The 19,808-nt window shown below is 57.7% G+C and carries 19 protein-coding genes and 1 tRNA gene; 16 read left to right on the top strand and 4 right to left on the bottom strand.

Annotation, left to right across the window (positions count from 1 at the left end; all coding sequences use genetic code 11):
* Positions 1–46: 46 nt before the first annotated feature.
* On the bottom strand, positions 47–943 hold the full coding sequence (locus PSH76_RS01700) for a DMT family transporter (RefSeq protein WP_044270608.1): 897 nt from the start codon (positions 941–943) through the stop codon (positions 47–49).
* 101 nt (positions 944–1,044) lie between these two features.
* Between PSH76_RS01700 and PSH76_RS01695 the strand changes: the two genes are divergently transcribed.
* Positions 1,045–1,983: a LysR family transcriptional regulator gene (locus PSH76_RS01695; protein WP_050499452.1), complete on the top strand. Its 939-nt coding sequence runs from the start codon at positions 1,045–1,047 to the stop codon at positions 1,981–1,983.
* Positions 1,984–2,146: 163 nt separating this feature from the next.
* Positions 2,147–2,818, top strand: coding sequence for a hypothetical protein (locus PSH76_RS01690; RefSeq protein WP_032894041.1), 672 nt, complete (start codon positions 2,147–2,149; stop codon positions 2,816–2,818).
* A gap of 36 nt (positions 2,819–2,854) precedes the next feature.
* Here the strand turns inward: PSH76_RS01690 and PSH76_RS01685 are convergent, their stop codons facing one another.
* Complete coding sequence (locus PSH76_RS01685) at positions 2,855–4,462, bottom strand: glycosyltransferase family 39 protein (RefSeq protein ID WP_278918299.1); 1,608 nt, start codon at positions 4,460–4,462, stop codon at positions 2,855–2,857.
* Positions 4,463–4,549: 87 nt separating this feature from the next.
* Positions 4,550–5,515 (bottom strand): arsenic resistance protein, encoded by a 966-nt coding sequence (locus PSH76_RS01680; protein ID WP_305493511.1) that lies wholly within the window; start codon positions 5,513–5,515, stop codon positions 4,550–4,552.
* 158 nt (positions 5,516–5,673) lie between these two features.
* Between PSH76_RS01680 and PSH76_RS01675 the strand changes: the two genes are divergently transcribed.
* Positions 5,674–6,087, top strand: coding sequence for a hypothetical protein (locus tag PSH76_RS01675; RefSeq protein ID WP_032894044.1), 414 nt, complete (start codon positions 5,674–5,676; stop codon positions 6,085–6,087).
* A 173-nt stretch (positions 6,088–6,260) separates the two neighbouring features.
* Here the strand turns inward: PSH76_RS01675 and gabP are convergent, their stop codons facing one another.
* The gene (gabP, locus tag PSH76_RS01670; protein ID WP_032894045.1) at positions 6,261–7,652 is read right to left on the bottom strand and encodes a GABA permease; all 1,392 of its coding nucleotides are present in this window, start codon (positions 7,650–7,652) and stop codon (positions 6,261–6,263) included.
* 555 nt (positions 7,653–8,207) lie between these two features.
* Here gabP and PSH76_RS01665 point away from each other — a divergent pair.
* From PSH76_RS01665 to PSH76_RS01605, 13 genes are all read left to right on the top strand, one after another.
* Positions 8,208–8,981 carry an ABC transporter ATP-binding protein gene (locus tag PSH76_RS01665; RefSeq protein ID WP_003187760.1) on the top strand — a complete coding sequence of 258 codons (774 nt, stop codon included), beginning with the start codon at positions 8,208–8,210 and terminating at the stop codon, positions 8,979–8,981.
* Between the two features lie 13 nt (positions 8,982–8,994).
* Complete coding sequence (locus tag PSH76_RS01660; protein WP_305493510.1) at positions 8,995–9,747, top strand: ABC transporter substrate-binding protein; 753 nt, start codon at positions 8,995–8,997, stop codon at positions 9,745–9,747.
* 75 nt (positions 9,748–9,822) lie between these two features.
* Positions 9,823–10,518 (top strand): ABC transporter permease, encoded by a 696-nt coding sequence (locus PSH76_RS01655; RefSeq protein WP_032894047.1) that lies wholly within the window; start codon positions 9,823–9,825, stop codon positions 10,516–10,518.
* 38 nt (positions 10,519–10,556) lie between these two features.
* Positions 10,557–11,246 (top strand): ABC transporter permease, encoded by a 690-nt coding sequence (locus PSH76_RS01650; RefSeq protein WP_032897644.1) that lies wholly within the window; start codon positions 10,557–10,559, stop codon positions 11,244–11,246.
* The gene (locus PSH76_RS01645; RefSeq protein WP_305493509.1) at positions 11,227–12,414 is read left to right on the top strand and encodes a methyltransferase; all 1,188 of its coding nucleotides are present in this window, start codon (positions 11,227–11,229) and stop codon (positions 12,412–12,414) included. Before PSH76_RS01650 ends, PSH76_RS01645 begins: the two co-directional genes overlap by 20 nt.
* Positions 12,415–12,903: 489 nt before the next feature.
* Positions 12,904–12,979, top strand: a tRNA-Thr gene (locus PSH76_RS01640).
* Between the two features lie 172 nt (positions 12,980–13,151).
* Positions 13,152–14,486, top strand: coding sequence for an integrase arm-type DNA-binding domain-containing protein (locus PSH76_RS01635; RefSeq protein WP_038445261.1), 1,335 nt, complete (start codon positions 13,152–13,154; stop codon positions 14,484–14,486).
* A 1-nt stretch (position 14,487) separates the two neighbouring features.
* Positions 14,488–14,817 (top strand): hypothetical protein, encoded by a 330-nt coding sequence (locus PSH76_RS01630; protein ID WP_038445259.1) that lies wholly within the window; start codon positions 14,488–14,490, stop codon positions 14,815–14,817.
* Between the two features lie 896 nt (positions 14,818–15,713).
* Positions 15,714–16,691, top strand: a complete 978-nt coding sequence (locus tag PSH76_RS01625) for an integrase domain-containing protein (RefSeq protein ID WP_038445257.1) — start codon at positions 15,714–15,716, stop codon at positions 16,689–16,691.
* Positions 16,688–16,963 (top strand): hypothetical protein, encoded by a 276-nt coding sequence (locus PSH76_RS01620; protein ID WP_038445255.1) that lies wholly within the window; start codon positions 16,688–16,690, stop codon positions 16,961–16,963. Before PSH76_RS01625 ends, PSH76_RS01620 begins: the two co-directional genes overlap by 4 nt.
* A gap of 192 nt (positions 16,964–17,155) precedes the next feature.
* Positions 17,156–17,989 (top strand): TIGR04255 family protein, encoded by an 834-nt coding sequence (locus PSH76_RS01615; protein ID WP_014336078.1) that lies wholly within the window; start codon positions 17,156–17,158, stop codon positions 17,987–17,989.
* A 3-nt stretch (positions 17,990–17,992) separates the two neighbouring features.
* Positions 17,993–18,673: a hypothetical protein gene (locus PSH76_RS01610; protein ID WP_038445253.1), complete on the top strand. Its 681-nt coding sequence runs from the start codon at positions 17,993–17,995 to the stop codon at positions 18,671–18,673.
* Between the two features lie 11 nt (positions 18,674–18,684).
* Positions 18,685–19,548 carry a hypothetical protein gene (locus PSH76_RS01605; RefSeq protein ID WP_014336076.1) on the top strand — a complete coding sequence of 288 codons (864 nt, stop codon included), beginning with the start codon at positions 18,685–18,687 and terminating at the stop codon, positions 19,546–19,548.
* The last annotated feature ends 260 nt before the right edge of the window (positions 19,549–19,808 follow it).

Below are 19,808 nucleotides of genomic sequence, written 5' to 3'. Positions count from 1 at the left end.
TTCGCTGGATAAAGAGGCGTTAGATAGGGGTGGTTAAACGTTGAGCTCACTTCTTGACATGGGTGCACGCATAAACAGCCAGTGCGGTAATCGCAAAACCCACTGCGTTAATTGCACTGAATGATTCACCGAGGAATACAAAGCCCATTAAGGCTGTGACTGCGGGAATAAGATGGAACAGGCCTGCTACTTTGCTCGCCTCACCTTTGCGCATGAGAATGTAGAGGATGCTGATAGCGCCAATAGAGTTGACCAGTGACAACCAGCCGGACGCGAAGATCATCGTTGGGGTCCACTGAACCGCGAGGTTTTCAAAGTGGTCGGCGAGAAAGAACATCACGAAAGAGGCCGTGGCCAACTGAATAAAACCGCCGGTGCGCAAGTCCATGCCGGTGCAGTATTTCTTCTGATACAGGCTGCCGGCCGTGATGCCAACCAGTGCCAGCACTACGCACAAGTAACCTGTCAGGCTCGCTGTTGCACTTACACCCAGCTGTTCATAGACCACCAGGGCCACACCGAACAATCCGCCCACCAAGCCGAGCCACTCAACACGACTGACTTTTTCGTTAAGAAACCGGGTGGCGCCCAACGCGGTAAACACCGGCATCGTGCCGACAATCAGCGCGGCCACAGCGGCCGACACGCCCAGATCCAGCCCCATGTACAGGCCAGCAAACTGAAGCGCCTGGATCAAGATGCCCACCACCACCAGATGGCCGAACTGAGCGCGGGTTTTCGGCCACGGTGCTTTCGTCGCAAGCGCCACGCCCAGCAGGATCAGCGCCGCACTGGCAAAGCGAATGAAGATCAGGGTGTAGGGCCCCACAAAGGGGAGTGCCACTTTGCCCACGACATAACCGGAACTCCACATGACGATGAAGAGCAAAGGCAGTAGAGTGGCGGGCAGGGCAATATTGAAACTTCTGGTCAGGGCTTTCATGAATCCTCCAAGGTTTAACCGCTAGAGAATTCAAAGTATTTAACCCACCCGCTGCGCACAATACGGCCAAAAAGAACAAGCCTGTGTCCTCTGGAGAAACAATGGAATCTTTCTCAGATAATATTTCGGATGTCTTTGTTTTCGTTAAAGTTGTCGAACTGAAAAGTTTCTCCAAAGCGGCCCGTTTCTTCGGTTCGACCACCTCAACCGTCAGCAAACAAATGCGCAGGCTTGAGGAAACGCTCGGGGCCAAGTTGTTAAACCGCACCACGCGAAGCCTGGCGCTCACAGAAGCGGGAGAACTTGCCTATCAGCACGGTGTTCGGATTACCGAGGAAACCGGCGCATTACTCAACTCAGTCGAAAGCTTGCAATCGGCGCCCCGGGGCCACTTGCGGGTCACCACATCGGTTGCCTTTGGCAATCTCCACTTGAGCAACCTGGTTGGGCAATTCCTCAACGCCTACCCCGACATCAGCGTCACGCTCTCTTTGAGCGACCGCTATGTGGATATTGTCGAAGAAGGGTTCGATATTGCGATACGTCTGACCAGTACGCCCGTTGACAGTTTTATAGCGCGACGCTTAGCCAAACTCGATTACGTACTATGCGCAACACCCGGTTATTTAAGCAGCCACTCCCCCATCGCCACGCTCGGTGATTTGGCCGCACATAACTGCTTGATCAATGGCCTGGCGCGGGAAGCATCCTGGCGTTTTATTCGCGATGGCGAAGTGACCGAAGTGCGCGTATCAGGGCGTTTCAGCGTCAACAGCAGTGAGTCGGTGAGGCAGGCCGTGATGGAAGGTGTGGGCATAGGCTTGCTGCCCACGTTCTCCATCGCCGAGGATCTGCGCAAGGGCAGCCTCAGCGTGATTTTGCCCAAGTACATTGCAGAGGGCACTTTCGGCGACAGCATTCATGCGATTTTCTTGCCGAGCAAGTTTGCCGTGCCCAAGTTGCGGGTCTTTGTGGACTTCCTGATTGAGAAATTCGAAGACGGTGGTGGATGGTTGCCAGCCCCGCAGAAGGCTGAATAACCACGGGTGCCATGACGACCAAGACCGCGGCCCTGTATCCTTAGTGGCTTAGTGCCTGCGATTGGCAGAGGAAAGCCATGAGGTTTTTATCCTCCGTGCTGGTTATTTTTCTCTGGGTTCAATCGTTCAGCCTTTACCCAATTCTCAGTTGTAAGGTTTTTTCATGACCCGCTTCTTGCTTTGCACCCTATTAATACTGACCGCCCTGCTCAGTGGGTGTGCCACGCAGTTGGACGTAGCAATCAACGCGACGCCTGATCCCGATTATCAATTTGACCGACAGGCAACCGTGCTGGTGACCTCCACGGGCGGCAGCGATGAAAACTCGCTCAATGCCCGCTACTACCTGCGCGATATGGTCCGCGCCATGCAGGACCAGGGCTTTCGCAATGTCTTTACCGATACCACGCTGCCCAAGAACCACGCGCCGATCAAAATGACCGTCACCCTGGATGTCGACAGCAAGCAGGTGACGTATCGCTACACCGCTACCGAATACGGGCAAGTGGCAAAAAGCACCACCACCCAATGCAAGAAGAACAAGAAAAAGACCGACCAGCTGACCTGCACCAGCACCCCAAACACCTCCTACGGCCCGGTAGGGACCTCGGAGCGCACCGGCTACACCACGCTCACTACCTTCCGGGTCACGGCTCGCGATGAAGCGAGCAGGCGTGCGGTCTACCTGCTACGGGCGTCGTCCTATAACGACGATTGCCAAGCCGCCAAAGTCGAAGCCTTTCTGGTACAGCAGGGTTTGCAGAACCTGAATTTCCAGGACCGTGTGCAGCGCAACTATACGGTCACGATGCCTGAAAGCTTCCGCTGCAAATAATCATCTGCTCGACAGGCCCTTCGCTAAAGGGCCTCCTTACTTGAGCAAAAACACCATCAACGGGTTGTCATTCAAGCGCCCCTGATAGCTCGGCGCCAAGTGCTCCACCGGCGAGCCCTTCAACAGCGCAGTCTCCTTGCGCGACACAATCACCCAGGAGGGCCGGGGCAGCGCCGCCAGTTTCTCAAGCTCGTGACGCCCGACAAACAGCGGCTGTTCATCGTGATCCAGGTTCATCATGTAGCGCACCGCCCAGGTATCTCGCGCCAGGTCGACAAACACCAAAGGGCCCGGTTGCGCCTGGCGCAACGCCTCCACCTGGCTGACAAACCGCCGGGTATCGAATTGCAGGTCCTTGGCCGGCTCTATCACCGTCACCAGCAACAGCCATTGTGCTGCCAGGGCGATCAGGCTGAGCCACACCAACCGCCATGCTCGCCGCCAGGCCAGCAACGCCGCAACTTGCAGCACCACCAACGCGCCGATCATCAACGGCAAGGAAATCTGCGGCCAGTAGCCCTGCTTGTGCCAGGCGTGTCGACACACAAACACCACCACCACGCACAACGTCGGCAGCGCCGCGACCAGCCATTCGTAGCCACGGCGCACGCCTACCAGCCAGCCTTGCGCATGCAGTAGCCCATAGGCGGCGACCGCCGCGAACATCGGCACCATGGGCAGAATGTAATAAGCACGCTTGAAATGCGGTACCGACAGGCCGAACAGAATGATCAAGCCGCAGCCCCCAAGGCGCACCAGCAATTGCAGGTGCTCATTGGCCCAGCGCTCGGGCCAGCGATGGCGCAACGCAAACAGGGTCGCAAACGCCAGCGGTACCACCGGAAAGTAACGGTACAAGCTCAGTTGAAAATAGAAGTAGAACGGCTCACCCGACTCATCCAGACGCCCACCGACTTGCATCTTGAACACTTCACCGGCAAACGCATCGCCACCACTGAACCGCGCAAGCTTCATCAGTAGCCACCAGCACGCAGCAAGCAACACCAAGCCGACAACGCCGTGGATCAGCACCTGCCGAACACGCTCCCCCGGCTTGCCCAACGCCCAATACACACATACCACCGCGCAGACCTCAATCAACCCCAGCGGCCCACGTATCGCAAACCCCAGGACGAACAACGGGAACACCGCCAGTGGCCTCAGCCGTGACCCGAGGCGCTCGCCGGTGTGCAGCAGGTAGAAACTGCCCACGCATAACAACGCGACCATTTGGTCCAGGCACACCGAGCGCGACTTTTCGAGCAACTGAGCGGTGAGCAGTGTGAGCAGCACCGTCAGCAGCGCCCAGGCACGGCTGTAGGGTGCCAGCAGGCGGTACATCAGCGCGATCACCCCCGCCGAGGCGAGCGCCGTGGGCAGCACATTCGCCAAGTGGTTCGGCGCGTCAAACAAACGGGCGAATAGATAACTGAAGAAGGTCGCGGTGCCGGGGTAATCCGCATAGGGCTGGCCGTAGGTGGTGGGGAAAAGGCTCGCACCATGGCGATACATTTCCTGCATGAACAGCGCCCAACGCCCGTCAAAACCCTGGGGCTGCTGATCCCAGATGCCCACTGTGAATAACAAGAGAGCGACCAGGAAAATACCCAGTGACTCCAGGCGAAAACGGTTGCGGTGATCCATCGGGTGACCTGTCAGGTGGGAAGCGCTGGCGTATGGTGCCGAACGCGCCCCTGAATGGCGCCTGAACAGATCTGAACATTCACGCGGTTACCGACTGGTGGGCCACACCACTGCCGGAATCAGGCGAACGTAGAGCAATTCGGCAACCAACTCGATCAGGGTTTGCAGGATCACCACCGTTGCGGCCAAGCCGCGCACATCCTCCGGCAGGGCCAGCGCCAATGGCAAAACCACCAGCGAGTTACGGGTCGACGCACTGAAGGTCACCGCCCGCGCCGTCAACGCTGGCAGTGCGAACAGCCGCGCAGCCACAATGCCCATCAGCGGCGCCAGCAACACAAAGGCCACGTAGACCGGAATGACAGGTAGCAACACATTGATATCCCGTACCACCGCCGTGATGTGCGAAGCCAGCACTACAAACAACACCAACGCCATTGCCGGCACCGGCATCCACGCCCAGGCACTGTTCCAACGTCCAATAGCGCTCGAACGCCGCGCGAGAGCGCTGGTCAGGACCGCCAGAAGCATCGGCACCACAATCAACCCCACGAACGCCTCGACAAAAGGCCCTGCAGCCACCACCACGGAGGATTGCTCGCCCAACATCAGCCCCAGGTAGACCGGCAACAACAGCAGTTGCAGCAACAGCAGCAGCGGTGTTGCCGCCAGCATCGACCGCGAATCGCCCTTGCCGATATGGGTAAACACCACCACATAGTCGATACAGGGCGTCAGCAACACCAGCAGAGCGCCCACCAGCAACGCCGGGCGTTCCACCAGGCCGCGGGTCACCCCCCACACCAGCAAGGGCACCAGGATGAAATTGGCTAACAGCAAGGCCGCCAGGAAACGCTTGTTGCCCACGCCTTGGCGCAGTTCCAGGAAGGGGATTTGCAGAAACATCGCGTACATCAGCACGGCGATGGCAGGTGTCACCCAAAGGCTGAGGCCATGCGCTGATAAGGGCCAGAGCAGGCCGAACGTGACGGCCACAAAGACGGCAACGAAGTAGATAGGGACCTGATGGTGTTCCAGGGTGTCACGGGTCATGGGCGAGCTCGGGTGGGTCAATAGACTGTCAGCCTAAGTACCCGCGCAGAGAAGGTCGAGCATTACAGCAATCACTGCCGCCCCAGAAACCCTTGGGATTTCCCCCAACCTGCGCTTCAATACACCCTCTAGACCCAGACCCCAAGGACGTCGAGCCCATGGCCTCGCCAAACAAGCAGCAAAAACGCGCCCACCGGGCAAAAGCCAAGGCCAAGCAAAACCGCACCCAGCGCGCCGTGGCACACAAGCCGGATGCCTTTGCGGGCGACGACAGCCGCATCGACCTTGAGTCGGTGGATTTGACTGAACTGTTCGTCGCGATGCGTGCCGCCGGCGAGATCAGCCAGCAGGCGCTGTGTGCGGTGTTCCTGGCGCACCCGTTGCTGGCGTTGGTGCTGGAGCAGGAAGGCGAAGAGGAAGCGACCGACTTTATCCTGGCGGCGCTGATCGAGTATCGGCAGTGGGCGACAGACAGCGATGACGAAGCCGCGGCGTTAGCGTGGATCGAATCGCCGCAGTTCCAGGCAGACTATGTGGCTGCCTCCCAGGCGCTGACAAACTCAGCTGACTGACACACAACAACATCTGGCGCCATTGCCCCCTGTAGGAGCGAGCTTGCTCGCGAAAAACGCCAACGATAACGCGTGGTTCCTGAGTAAACGCGGCGCCTATTGGTTTTTCGCGAGCAAGCTCGCTCCTACAGGCATTAGGGTAAGCCCCCCTTCCACATTTACTCAGTATTGCGTCAGTTAAGGGCCGCAGCGCCCAATCGTTGAGCCTTGCGCCGGCTGGCCACAACCAACCCCGCCAATACCACCAGCAAGCTCAACACCCCCGTCGCGATGATCTCGACCCGATGCGCTTCCTGGAACAGCATGATGGTCAAGGTACCGACGATAAACACCATCACCGCGTACGTCAGGCCAGGAAACAACCACATCTTGAAGACGATCTTCTCGCCCGCCGCCGCACGCTTCTGGCGCATGCGCAGTTGCGACACGGCAATCACCAGGTACACCAGCAACGCGATGGCGCCGGAACTGGCCAGCAGGAATTCGAACACCGCCGCCGGGGCGACGTAGTTGGCAAATACCGCCAGGAACGCAGCGCCGGTAGAAAGCAACACCGCCCAGTAAGGCGTGCCGCTCTTGTTGGTACGCTTGGCCACGGCCGGTGCGTCACCGCGACGGCCCAGGGAGAACAGCATGCGCGACGCGGTGTACAGCGCCGAGTTGAGGCAGCTGGTTACGGCAACCAGCACCACCAGGTCGACAATCAGCTTGGCGTTCGGAATGCCCATGCGTTCCAGCACAGTCTGGTAGGAACCTACGGCAGCCAGGGTCGGATCATTCCAAGGCACCAGGGAGACCACGATGAAGATCGACAACAGGTAGAACAAACCAATCCGCCAGATCACCGAATTGGTGGCCTTGGTGATTTGCTGGCCAGGGTTCTTCGATTCGGCGGCGGCGATGGTGACAATCTCGGTGCCCATGAACGAGAACATGGTGGTCAGGATCGCTGCCAATACCGCGCCCATACCGTTGGGCATGAACCCTTGGGTATCGAACAGGTGCGAAACACCGCTGACCTGGCTGGTGGGCAAGAAGCCGAAGATCGCGGCCAGGCCGAGGATCACAAAGCCCACGATCGCCACGACCTTGATCAGCGCAAACCAGAACTCGAATTCACCGTAGTTTTTCACGCTGAACAGGTTGGTTGCGGTGAGCAGCAAGGTAATCACCAGGGTGAACACCCAGATCGCCACGTCGGGGAACCAGGCGTGCAGGATGGTCGCCGCCGCGTTGGCTTCCAGCGGAATCACCAGAACCCAGAACCACCAGTACAGCCAGCCGATGGTGAAACCGGCCCAGTGGCCGATTGCCCGGTCGGCATAGGTAGAGAACGAACCGGTATCCGGTGACGCAACGGCCATCTCGGCCAGCATGCGCATCACCAAGACCACCAGCGTACCGGCGGCTGCATAGGCCAACAACACAGCCGGGCCGGCAGCAGCGATCGCATGGCCGGAGCCGACAAACAAACCGGCGCCGATGACACCGGCAATCGACAGCATGGTGACGTGACGCGGTTTGAGCCCCTGTTCGAGGTCATTGGAGCTTTGCGTACTACTCATTGACACACCTTTGCGAGGAATTGCGAAAACGGTTCGCCCGGCTTGCAGCCTTTCTCGTGAAAAGAATCCAACAGGGCGTTCTTTATTTTTTACGCAAGATTTGCGCCAAAATATTTCAGAGCCACAGTTGACGGGGGCTGTAGGACAATTCGCCACCCATCGCAAGTCATTGAGAACAATGGCATTCCGCTATAGCGTTACCGTGCGACTCACATTCACGGCGCACCGACGCACCAAAAACACACACAAAAAGTACGTGACGCCCCATAAGCGGGCTGATATGGACCGTTTGCCCGGTTAACCCTTCCAACACCCGGCCAAAGCTGGCACCATCGCGCCCTTTTTTACGCGAAGCCTGTGGATTTTTCCGGGTCAAACGTCTGTAGGTTGTTGATGGCGCGACACGCTGCTGCGCCGATGCGACACCCTGCCGCAGACCATCGGTTAACCGTCCGCAGCGCTGTTGGCTGTCGTCCAAACGCTATGCTAGCTTGGCGCCTCGCCAGGAAGGCGGCCCAACAGCGAAGATCGCAACGAACACAATGAGGACCGCACATGGCCCAGGCCACGCCCGCGCTTGAAATCCGCAACTTGCATAAACGCTATGGTGAGCTTGAGGTACTTAAAGGTATCTCGCTGACCGCTCGCGACGGCGATGTGATCTCGATCCTGGGCTCCTCCGGTTCCGGCAAGTCCACTTTCCTGCGCTGCATCAACCTGCTGGAAAACCCGCACCAGGGCCAGATCCTGGTGGCCGGCGAAGAACTCAAGCTCAAGGCCGCGAAAAACGGCGAACTGATGGCCGCCGACGGCAAGCAGATCAACCGCCTGCGCAGCGAAATCGGGTTTGTGTTTCAAAACTTTAACCTGTGGCCGCACATGAGCATCCTCGACAACATCATCGAGGCTCCTCGGCGCGTGCTCGGCCAGAGCAAGGCCGAAGCCATAGAAGTGGCCGAGGCCCTGCTGGCCAAGGTCGGTATCGCCGACAAGCGCCACGCCTACCCTGCCCAGCTCTCTGGCGGCCAACAACAACGTGCGGCGATTGCGCGTACCTTGGCGATGCAGCCTAAAGTCATTCTGTTCGACGAGCCGACATCGGCGCTTGACCCGGAAATGGTCCAGGAAGTACTTAATGTGATCCGCGCACTGGCCGAAGAAGGCCGCACCATGCTGCTGGTCACCCACGAAATGGGCTTCGCCCGTCAGGTATCCAGCGAAGTGGTGTTTTTGCACCAGGGCCTGGTCGAGGAGCAAGGATCGCCACAGCAGGTGTTTGAAAACCCGCTTTCGGCGCGCTGCAAACAATTCATGTCCAGCAACCGCTAACGGAGCAACATGCATGCAGAACTATAAAAAATTCCTTCTGGCCGCGGCCGTCTCGATGGCGTTCAGCGCCACGGCCATGGCAGAAACCCTGAAGATGGGGATCGAAGCGGCCTACCCGCCATTCAACAATAAAGACGCCAGCGGCAACGTTGTCGGCTTCGACAAAGACATCGGCGACGCCCTGTGCGCCAAGATGAAAGTCGAGAAGTGCGAAGTGTATGTGTCCGACTGGGACGGCATTATCCCGGCCCTGAACGCCAAGAAGTTCGACTTCCTGGTGTCTTCGCTCTCGATCACCGACGAGCGCAAGCAGGCGGTGGATTTCACCGACCCGTACTACTCCAACAAGCTGCAGTTCATTGCGCCCAAAGCCACTGCGGATTTCAAGACCGACGCCACTTACCTCAAAGGCAAGGTGATCGGTGCACAGCGCGCAACGCTGGCCGGTACCTACCTGGAAGACAAGCTGCCGGACACCGAAGCCAAGCTCTACGACACTCAGGAAAACGCCTACCTCGACCTGACCTCCGGTCGCCTCGACGGCATCCTGGCTGACAAGTACGTGCAGTACGAATGGCTCAAGAGCAAAGACGGTTCGGCCTATGAATTCAAAGGCGAGCCGGTGGTAGATAGCGACAAGATCGGTATCGCCGTACGCAAAGGCGACCCACTGCGCGAGCGCCTGAACAAAGCCCTGGCAGAGATCAAGGAAGACGGCACCTACAAGAAGATCAACGACAAGTACTTCCCGTTCAGCATCGAATGATCTGAACGGCCTGCCCGGCGCGCTCCTGGTGAGCGCGCTGGCTTTTAGCAATGCCTGCCGCGATATGAAAACACCATGAATTTCGATCTCTACGGATTCGGCCCGGCCCTCGCCGCCGGCGCGCTGATGACCGTCAAACTGGCGCTCACGGCCCTGTGCCTGGGGCTGGTGCTGGGCCTTGCCGGCGCCTTGGCCAAAACTTCGCCGTACAAGCCGCTGCAATGGCTGGGCGGCGCTTATTCGACCATCGTGCGCGGTATTCCCGAGCTGCTGTGGGTGCTGCTGATTTACTTCGGCACCGTCAACCTGATGCGCGCCCTCGGTGAGGTCTTCGGCAACCCCGACCTGTCGCTGAGTGCCTTTGCCGCTGGCGTCATCGCCCTGGGCCTGTGCTTCGGCGCCTACGCCACCGAAGTGTTCCGCGGCGCGATCCTCGCCATCCCCAAGGGCCACCGCGAAGCGGGTGTGGCGTTGGGGCTGTCGAAGTTTCGGATTTTCACCCGGCTGATCATGCCGCAGATGTGGCGCATCGCCCTGCCGGGCCTGGGTAACCTGTTCATGATCCTGATGAAGGACACCGCGCTGGTGTCGGTGATCGGCCTGGAAGAAATCATGCGCCACGCGCAGATAGGCGTGACCGTGACCAAGCAACCGTTCACCTTCTTCATGGTCGCCGCATTCATGTACCTGGGCCTGACCGTACTGGCGATGACCAGCATGCACTTCCTGGAAAAACGCGCCGCCCGCGGCTTTGCAAGGAGCACCCAATGAGCGGCGACTACAGCTGGCTATCGCACTTTGACCTGGGCCTGAACTGGGCCGTGATCATCAAGTGGCTGCCGAAGTTGGCCCAGGGCGCCACACTGACCCTGGAGCTGGTGGCAATCGCCGTGATCGCCGGCCTGCTGCTGGCGATCCCGCTGGGCATCGCCCGCTCTTCGCGCCGCTGGTACGTGAGCGCCCTGCCCTATGCCTACATTTTTTTCTTCCGTGGCACACCGCTGCTGGTGCAGTTGTTCTTGGTGTATTACGGCCTCGCGCAGTTCGATGCCGTGCGCAACAGCTTCATGTGGCCATACCTGCGCGACCCGTTCTGGTGCGCCACCGCCACCATGACCCTGCACACCGCCGCCTATATTGCCGAGATCCTGCGCGGTGCGATCCAGGCCATTCCGCCGGGCGAGATCGAAGCGGCGCGGGCATTGGGCATGTCCAAGCCGAAAACGCTGTTCTACATCATCCTGCCACGCGCCTCGCGCATTGGCCTGCCGGCCTACAGCAACGAAGTGATCCTGATGCTCAAGGCCAGCGCCCTGGCCAGCACCGTAACCCTGCTTGAACTGACCGGCATGGCGCGCACCATCATTGCCCGCACCTACCTGCCGGTCGAGATCTTCTTCGCCGCCGGGCTGTTCTACCTGCTGATGGCCTACGTACTGGTACGCGGCTTCAAATTGCTGGAAAAATGGCTGCGCGTCGATGCGTGCCAAGGACGTTGAGGCACGCTTCCAGGAGCTGGATGCATTCCTGACTGAACACCAAGGGCTGTGGCGACCACGGCCCTTTACCCAGTTACAGTTGCCCTGGGAAACCGAGCACCCTGCGTTATCCCAATGGCTGCGCCAGCGTTCACTGGCCGAGGCCGAAGCCAGTCACAACCAACCCCACCACCTGCCCGCGCCCGCACCTTTTCCACAACTGGCCGCTCATGCGCTGCGCCTCGGCACTGTGGATAAATTACCCACACACACCCTTGAACCCGCTCGCCATCGCCTGAATGTCGACGTGCCCGGGCGCAAATGGCAACAGATCGAAGCCTTCGGCGCCGCGCTGAGCTTTACCCAAACGCCCGCCCACTGGCTGGACTGGTGCGCCGGCAAAGGCCACCTCGGCCGCCGCCTGCTGCAACTCGGCCAACATCTGACCTGCTTGGAATACGACCCCGCCCTGATCGCCTCCGGCAAAGCCTTGAGTGATCGCCACGGCCTGCCCGCAACCCATCACCTCCAAGATGTCATGGCGGATGTGGCGATCCAGCCCGAACATACACCCGTCGCCCTGCACGCCTGCGGCGACCTGCATGTGCGCCTGCTGCAACTGGCCAGCGCCGCCGGCTGCAAACAACTGGCATTGGCGCCCTGCTGCTACAACCGCATCACCGCCGACCGCTATCAAGCCCTCTCCGCCGCCGGACGCGCCTCCCTGCTGCAACTGTCGATTGACGACCTCGGCCTGCCCCTGAGCGAAACCGTCACCGCCGGCAACCGCGTACGCCAACAACGAGACACCTCCATGGCCCGCCGCCTGGGCTTTGACCAACTGCAACGGCAACTGCGTGGCTGCGACGACTACCTGCCAACACCCTCCCTGCGCGCCAGTTGGCTGGATAAACCCTTTGCCGACTATTGCCAGGAATTGGCAAGCCTCAAAGGCTTATCCACAAGCGAACAGGATTGGCCGGCCCTGGAAGCCCATGGCTGGCAACGCCTGGCAGAGGTGCGCAACCTTGAGTTAGTGAGAGGCTTGTTTCGACGCCCATTGGAACTGTGGCTGGTATTGGACCGGGCACTGTTCATGGTGGAACAGGGCTACAACGTCGAGGTCGGCAGCTTCTGCGAACCATCGTTGACCCCGCGCAACCTGATGGTGCTGGCCGAGCGCGAATAAAGGGCAAAAAATCCTACACGCGCCCTGTGGATAACTCTGTTGATGAATAGTTTACAGAGGCCGTAGATATAGGCACTTCACGCCAAAAGCCAACCTGGTCATTTTTTGTTCACAAAATAAAGTGCACACAAAACAGGCAGTTGCAGCGTGTTGAGAACTGCTGCACAAAATGGCTGTTTCGTGACAGCTGTCACCAACCGATTGTGCATAAGCATCTGGCGCTAGGCGCATAACGGGCGCCTTATGCGGGTTGTTTTGGCGTGTTCGGCAGCGGGTATCAGGTTACGGGGGAGGTCTGCCCAAGCGATGCTTGAACCTATCGGCGTTCGTCTGCTGCCTGGAGCTGGGCCCGAACTATGCAAGTCCTTTTCAACCTGTGAAGACACGGGGAAAACGCCCTAATCGCGAGAAACTTCCGATTTTGCAAAAATAGTCAGAATTCAGGGGTTTACAGAACCTTTCCAATCGCTATAATCGTCGCCCTAACACGCCGGTATAGCTCAGTTGGTAGAGCAACTGACTTGTAATCAGTAGGTCCCGGGTTCGACTCCTGGTGCCGGCACCATACAAGGTTCCAGAGAAGGCTTTCAAAATCTCTAGAACCCCCGAAAAACCCGCCTTCTGGCGGGTTTTTTCGTTTTGGCGTTCCATCGGTTTCCGTCAGAAACTGGTGGATTCCAACCGTTTTAAGGGTAGAGTTTGGGATACAGGTCACTTCGATAAAAGGGAGTACCCTTATGTCGCGCACCACTGCTCCACTCTCTGATTCGGCTTGCCGCTCAGCCAAGCCCACCGACCGCGCCTACAAGCTTTTCGACGGCGACGGCCTCTACCTCCTAGTCCAACCCAATGGCCGCAAAGGCTGGCGGCTCCGTTACGTCAAACCTGACGGACGGGAAGGACTGACCTCGTTCGGCAACTACCCCGTCATTGGCCTCGCCGATGCGCGCCGCAAGCGCTTGGAGATCAAGCGAATGCTGGCGGATGGCATTGATCCCATAGAGACCAAGCACCAAGCCAAGGCGGAAGCCGTGATCAAAGGCAGAACCTTTGAAAGCGTTGCGCTGGACTGGCACACAGAAATGTCGGCCAAGTGGGCACCAGGCCATTCCAAGACAGTGATGAGCCGCCTAAAAACCCACGTATTCCCGCTGATCGGCGCACGCGCCATTGTTGATCTCGACACCCATGACCTTATGCAGCCCTTGGAAGCGATCAAGAAGCGCGGAACGATAGACGTTGCTTTAAGGGTACAAAACTACCTGCAGAGCATCATGCGCGAGGCAAAGCGACTCCGGCTTATCACCGCAAACCCTGCTTACGACCTCGAAGGCTTGATCAAAGCCCCGCGGGTGATCCATCGCCCCGCTCTACCCTTATCGCGACTGCCGGAACTGCAAGAGCGGATCGACACCTATAAAGGCCGGGCACTTACCCGTCTGACGGTGATGCTGTCGCTCCATGTGTTTGTACGGTCCAGCGAGCTGCGCTTCGCCCGATGGAGCGAGTTCGACCTTAAGCGCGGCGTCTGGGAAATCCCGGACACTCGACCCGCGTTGGAGGGAGTAGCCTTTTCCACAAGGGGTACGAAGATGGCAGGGGATATCCATTTAGTACCCTTATCGCCGCAAGCAGTGGCCTTGCTTGAACAGATCCACGCACTCACCGGTAAATTCGACCTGGTGTTTGCAGGCGATGCCAAGCCCTGGAAACCCATGTCTGAAAACACCGTGAACAACGCGCTACGGACGATGGGATACGACACCAAAACCGATATCTGCGGACATGGGTTTCGTTCGATGGCCTGCAGCGCACTGATCGAGTCAGGATTGTGGTCCGAGACAGCCATTGAACGGCAGATGAGCCACAAGGAACGCAACAATGTCCGCGCCGCTTACATCCACAAGGCCGAATTCATTGAGGAACGCAGGCTGATCATGAACTGGTGGAGTCGGTACCTGGAGGCCAACCGACAGGAGCATGTCACTCCACACGAATTCGCCAACCAGATTGGAGATAACGTTACTCGCATAAAGGCGAAGCCTGGCATTGGCGCAGAGAGGAGGAGTTGATATGGATATCTCAACCGCACAAAGCATCAAGCTCGCCATTGTGTCGGCAACCGGACTGTCAAAAGACGCGCTGCATATCTATTTGGGCATGGCGGTCTATTTGACGTTGATCGTTGGCACCCGACGATTCAGGCCATACCTTGGCTGGCTGGTTGTTTTCATCATTGCGTGTGCAGGCGAGTGGGTAGATCGGCGAGACGATATTGGAAGCTTCGGGTACTGGCGCTGGCAGGCAAGCGCTCACGACGTTCTCAACACGTTATTTTGGCCGACGGTGCTAACACTACTTTGGCTTTTAAAGTGCCGCAGTAAAGTAAGCGTACATCCGTAAGGCTCTCGCAATCTGCTCTGCCACGCGGGTCCATCCAAACAGGGCTGCAAAGCCGCCCTGTTTGGATGGACCTCACTTAAAAAATCTAAAGCCCACGCAACTGTCTGTGGAAAACCACGGATTTCCACCGGTGGATAATTTCATCCACAGCCGCAGAACTCCCGAAAATTGGGGCCTTGACCCAAATTATCCACAGGCGTAGAAAAGATCGAGCAAAGCGCTGTCGTCGACAGCAACCCAGGTAGCCAGAACCTTCAAGGCTACGCCACACGGTGGTGGTTCTCCCAAAGTGCGATTAGCGTCCGGTGGCTCGCACAGTCACAGCGATGTGATGGATGCCTACTTCTATCAGAGTGCCCACTGCGGCAACTCACCCCTTTCATAGCTGCCCTGCAGCAACCTATCCGCTTGGCCATTTCCTTGCGCCAACCTGCGCCCGTCTCTTTCTCCCGGAAAGAGACGGGCGCTCCTACCGCTGCTGCAGCCCAACTCGTACAAGGCTTTGCGGCATTCCCCCTCGTGACAATCGGCGTGACAAACACCGAAGTCACCAGCAACAGCGATGCAGATGATGGTGTCGCAGCCCAGGGAATGGACTGAACCTGACTGACAGTCAGGCATGCCCCGGTCATCACATCACTGCCTTCACTCGACTCAGGATCTCGCGGCGTTGGTTTCGTCAGCCAGCACAGCCTCCACCCGCCCACTTCTTCGGAAGTGTTCAGGAGGCCAGATCATGAGATGCCCACGCTCCCGGTCGTAAGGAGCCGCCAGTCCCGCGTTAATGGACAACCCTCACAGGTCGCAGGGGCCTTGATCCCTGATAACACTCAACATTCTTGGCGGGATGACGTGGGGAAAGTTTTAAAAGTTTTGGCTTCGAGAGGAGTTTGATCATGGCGCTGGTGGGCAGACGAGATGGGCGCAATTTTGGCTATGGCCGGCAACTGAGCTATGCCGGGCCGCAAGCGCTGAGAGACATGTTCGGTGGCGGGCACTACGGGACCGTTAAAGCGCACTGTGATCGTTGGCAGGCATTCGTGCGCTGGTGCCGCTCAGACGATGGACCAGGACTCAACGATGCACGACAGGTAGATCGTCAGATCTTGGCGGATTACGTGGCGCATCTGCGTCACTTGGTCGATCGCGGCGACCTCTCCATCGCCACCGCACAAAATCGATTGTCCAGCGTCAACCGAACCATGGCGGCGCTTCGCGGTGATCAGTACGTGAAAGTGCCGAGTCCGAGCAAAGCGCTGGGAATGCAGCGCACCACCATCCGCACGACAGCTCCACAAGGCCAGGATCGCGAACACCTGATGCGAATCGTCGAGACGCTCAGCGAACAGCACTCTCGTGCCGCGGCCATCGCTCAGTTAGCGCGGGCCACCGGAATGCGCCTGCGCGAGGCCATTTTGGCCGACTTACCGCGCTTAAAACGTGAGGCCGAACACTACGGCAAGATCAACATCCAGGATGGCACCAAAGGGGGGCGCTCAGGTGCCTCGGCACCTCGCTGGATCAGAGTGGATGATCATATTCACGAAGCTTTGAGATTCGCCGAACAGGTCTCACCCCGCGGCAGCCACAACCTGCTTGCGCCGAATGAAAGATACCTCGATTTCCAACGGGAAATCGTCCGTCCCGCGCGGGACCTTCTCCATAAGCACAACCTCAAAGGCTTTCACGAGCTACGGGCGGCGTTTGCTTGTGAGCGCTATGAGCAAATTACCCAGCACCAAGCGCCGGTTAATGGTGGTCAGTGCTATGCCGTGGATCGGCGTCTTGACTGTGAGGCTCGCATGCAGATCAGCAAAGAACTGGGGCACAGTCGGATCGACGTTGCCGCTGCCTATATTGGAGGACGGACATGAGTAAGGCGTTTGATATGGAGATGTTCCTAGGTGGCGTGCTGACTGGATCGCATGCAACGCAGCAGCGGCATTTGCGGCAAGCCAGGATTATTAGCGCCGAGATCGCAGCGCGATGGCGGCGAGAGACGCCATGGAGCTGGCAGAGAAAACACCTAATTTGGTTTATGGACCATCGGCTAGCTGGGCGTAGTGAAGCGACTCGTTACTATTACCTGCTTACCGTCCGACTGCTCGCTCAGCGCCTACAGACGTCATGGACTTTCAATCTCTAAGTGGCACCTGATACCGATAGCAATCAACCCAAAAGCAACTGACCTTGACTAGTGGCTTTTTGCGTAGGCATCAGTCAGCTCCCCTTGATGAGCGCTGATGTCGAGCTCTAGACACAGCGGACACTCATCCGCTTGCTAGAGTGTAAACCTAGCTGTAAACTGTCAATCAAAGTGTCAAGCTGAGTAATCGAAATGGGAAAGAAATACGCAAACGCCCCAGTCTACTTCACCATCGGCCAGGTGCGTCACAACACACTGCTGTCACTGAAGGCTTACCTTCCGGCTATTCAGGAGCGGATGCGCAAGGCTGGTTACCCTGATTTCAAAAGCGCTCAGCAGATGCAATTCTCTTTTGGTGCTATTACAGGCGGGGATGACACGCAGCCTTTCCAGCCGGGCGTACAGCAGATCGAAAGCTATACGTTCTCCAACCTCGAAGGTACTCAAGGCTTTCTGATGGAGCCGAGTGCGCTTTCGTTTCGCTGCACTGAATACGAGACCTTTCCGAAGTTCTATGCTGAATTGGAACGGGGTTTGAGCATTCTGGAGGAAGCGGTCGACGGTCTCGCTTATTTTGAGCGCTTAGGCCTGAGGTACCTCGATGCTGTAGTACCTGCTGAAGGGGAAACCTTACAGCAGTACCTTGCTCGAGAGGTGTGGGGAACACCAGCCTCGCTCGATCTCAACCAGATGTACCAGTTCGAAGGGCAACCACTGACTTACAATCATTCTTTTGCCGAGTCGTCGGCCACCATCCCAAGCATAGGGCAGGTGGTCTCGCGGGTGGTTGCCCAGAACAGCGAACTGCGCTTTCCACCAGACCTGCTGCCAGATCCGCTCAAAGTTGGCGAGCGCTTCAGAGGACTCAATGGTCAGCACGCAACCGTTGACGTCGACGCCAGTTTTTCCGAGCGCCGAAAGTACGACTCGACCGAAATCAAAGATAGGTTTCAACACCTTCACGACCTCGTTGAGCTGTTCTTCAACGCGACTGTGACGGACTACGCACGGAAAGCATGGAGTTAACCTATGAGCACAATGTACGCGCCATCTCCAAACCCGGGAATGGCAAACCGATCATTTAATGCAGCAAGCCGGCATCTCGAATCCGAACGAGAGAAGGTCAAGCGCACGGCAGGCAGCGCAGCACTGGCTTGGGGCTACGGCCTGACTGTTGCCTTTGCACTATGCCTTGGAACCTTGTCACCACAACCCCAACCTCGCGAGAACCGGGCTAGCAAGGAATACAAAGAATCGGCTCAAGGCATCGCCAAGCATGAGCAAACAACTGCCCCACGGACAACCGCAGAAGCTATGTCTTACGTACGCAACACCTTGAAACCAGCGGTGACCGAATTGGCATTGATCTTCGGAGTTTCGAGGCAGGCGATTTATAACTGGCAAGCCGGTGAGCACATCTCAGAGGGCAACCAAGCCCTGCTCTACGAACTGGCCGCAGCGGCCGATCGTATCGTGGCCCATCCGCTAGCAGGACAAGTGAACGCCAAGCGGAAGCTCCCAGGCGGCAAATCTCTATTTGAAGCTGTTGCCGGAGGCATGTCGGGTGTAGAGGCAGCTGGGAAACTCATCGCTATGGCTCAAAAGGAAGGCGCACAACGTGCAGCAATGGACTCGAGACTGAAAACTCGAAATCGGGCCGCCGTAGATCTCGCGTCGATCGGCTCACCCCATTTGCAAGACAGAGCATGAGGTAGCAGTTGATGGTGAGCTGGAGTCGATCAACACCGTGGCGACAAGGTTATATTGTCGATAGCGAAACACTCGCCCAGCTCGGCATCACCATCGACGGCGATGACCAGGAAAAAATCATCGCAGCCGTCGCCACGCATGATTGCGACCTTGCGCAGCTAGCATACGGCGAACCGGAGGTGGAGCTCATTTTAGGGAAGGTCCTGACGGACAAACTTGATGGGAACTATACGCACTGCAAAACCGCGAGGCGCCTACATATCGAACTGACTGGCACGGACGAGCACTTACTTTGCGAATTCGATGCAAGCAAGCGGGTTAGGGTTCAGAAGGAGCATAAGGATCCGTCCAAGGCATTTGTGTCCTACGAGCCGACTCGGGCCGCCTTGATGAACGGCCAGGAACGAAGCATCTTCCAGCGCTGGCTAGCAGCAAGATATCGCCGATCATCGTTCCCGGACGAGTTTGACCGCAGGCTGCGAGATACAAAGGTTGCCGATCGACTTGCCAGGCTTTTTAAAGAGTCCGGGAACCACATTCCAGCAGTGTTCTTTGACGTTGATCAGGGGACGGAGAGAACCCGAGAAGGATCGGACGATCTTTACGAGCTCGCGATCTTGGTTCTCTACAAAACCGACGAAGATCCTGAGACTGCGGAAGAAGCAGCCTTGGCTGCAGCAAAGGCCATCGACGAACTTTTTCTGAGCCGCTGCAGAACAGGCGCGAATCAGGCTTGGGAATGGATCGAGCTGACAGAAATCAACGTGATATCCGATGAGGCGCTGACCTATGGTCAGTCGCTAAACCTGATCAGATGGCAGGCTGACTATGTGAGCTTGCGAAGCGACCCAGCGCAGCCAATTTTTGACGTCTGAGTGAAAAAATCTCAACTTCTGAGCCAACGGCCTGAAAACGAAGGGAAAATTAGAGGAGAAGGGTTGACGGCAAGATGATATGACAGGATAATTATAATTGCCGATAGCTTTTTTATCGACAAAAAAGCCCACCAATGTTTGCAGCATTGGCAGGCGATTTGAACCGTGCAATGGATGTTTTTGCAGAACTCCAAAGCACAATTAGAAAACAAACCCGGAGGTCAGGTTTCCATACTCGGGAAGAGATTCTACGTACATAT

The sequence above is a fragment of the Pseudomonas sp. FP215 genome (genome assembly GCF_030687795.1).
In the GTDB taxonomy this organism is placed as follows: Bacteria; Pseudomonadota; Gammaproteobacteria; order Pseudomonadales; family Pseudomonadaceae; genus Aquipseudomonas; species Aquipseudomonas salmasensis.
The sequence above is the reverse complement of the archived record's forward strand: the minus strand, read 5'-3'. Positions and strand labels throughout refer to the sequence as shown.

What these genes read in the sequence shown, in the direction of transcription:
- PSH76_RS01700 (WP_044270608.1), bottom strand. Translation starts at nt 943, where the DNA reads ATGAAAGCCCTGACCAGAAGTTTCAATATTGCCCTGCCCGCCACTCTA.
- PSH76_RS01695 (WP_050499452.1), top strand. Translation starts at nt 1,045, where the DNA reads ATGGAATCTTTCTCAGATAATATTTCGGATGTCTTTGTTTTCGTTAAA.
- PSH76_RS01690 (WP_032894041.1), top strand. Translation starts at nt 2,147, where the DNA reads ATGACCCGCTTCTTGCTTTGCACCCTATTAATACTGACCGCCCTGCTC.
- PSH76_RS01685 (WP_278918299.1), bottom strand. Translation starts at nt 4,462, where the DNA reads ATGGATCACCGCAACCGTTTTCGCCTGGAGTCACTGGGTATTTTCCTG.
- PSH76_RS01680 (WP_305493511.1), bottom strand. Translation starts at nt 5,515, where the DNA reads ATGACCCGTGACACCCTGGAACACCATCAGGTCCCTATCTACTTCGTT.
- PSH76_RS01675 (WP_032894044.1), top strand. Translation starts at nt 5,674, where the DNA reads ATGGCCTCGCCAAACAAGCAGCAAAAACGCGCCCACCGGGCAAAAGCC.
- gabP (WP_032894045.1), bottom strand. Translation starts at nt 7,652, where the DNA reads ATGAGTAGTACGCAAAGCTCCAATGACCTCGAACAGGGGCTCAAACCG.
- PSH76_RS01665 (WP_003187760.1), top strand. Translation starts at nt 8,208, where the DNA reads ATGGCCCAGGCCACGCCCGCGCTTGAAATCCGCAACTTGCATAAACGC.
- PSH76_RS01660 (WP_305493510.1), top strand. Translation starts at nt 8,995, where the DNA reads ATGCAGAACTATAAAAAATTCCTTCTGGCCGCGGCCGTCTCGATGGCG.
- PSH76_RS01655 (WP_032894047.1), top strand. Translation starts at nt 9,823, where the DNA reads ATGAATTTCGATCTCTACGGATTCGGCCCGGCCCTCGCCGCCGGCGCG.
- PSH76_RS01645 (WP_305493509.1), top strand. Translation starts at nt 11,227, where the DNA reads ATGCGTGCCAAGGACGTTGAGGCACGCTTCCAGGAGCTGGATGCATTC.
- PSH76_RS01635 (WP_038445261.1), top strand. Translation starts at nt 13,152, where the DNA reads ATGTCGCGCACCACTGCTCCACTCTCTGATTCGGCTTGCCGCTCAGCC.
- PSH76_RS01630 (WP_038445259.1), top strand. Translation starts at nt 14,488, where the DNA reads ATGGATATCTCAACCGCACAAAGCATCAAGCTCGCCATTGTGTCGGCA.
- PSH76_RS01625 (WP_038445257.1), top strand. Translation starts at nt 15,714, where the DNA reads ATGGCGCTGGTGGGCAGACGAGATGGGCGCAATTTTGGCTATGGCCGG.
- PSH76_RS01620 (WP_038445255.1), top strand. Translation starts at nt 16,688, where the DNA reads ATGAGTAAGGCGTTTGATATGGAGATGTTCCTAGGTGGCGTGCTGACT.
- PSH76_RS01615 (WP_014336078.1), top strand. Translation starts at nt 17,156, where the DNA reads ATGGGAAAGAAATACGCAAACGCCCCAGTCTACTTCACCATCGGCCAG.
- PSH76_RS01610 (WP_038445253.1), top strand. Translation starts at nt 17,993, where the DNA reads ATGAGCACAATGTACGCGCCATCTCCAAACCCGGGAATGGCAAACCGA.
- PSH76_RS01605 (WP_014336076.1), top strand. Translation starts at nt 18,685, where the DNA reads ATGGTGAGCTGGAGTCGATCAACACCGTGGCGACAAGGTTATATTGTC.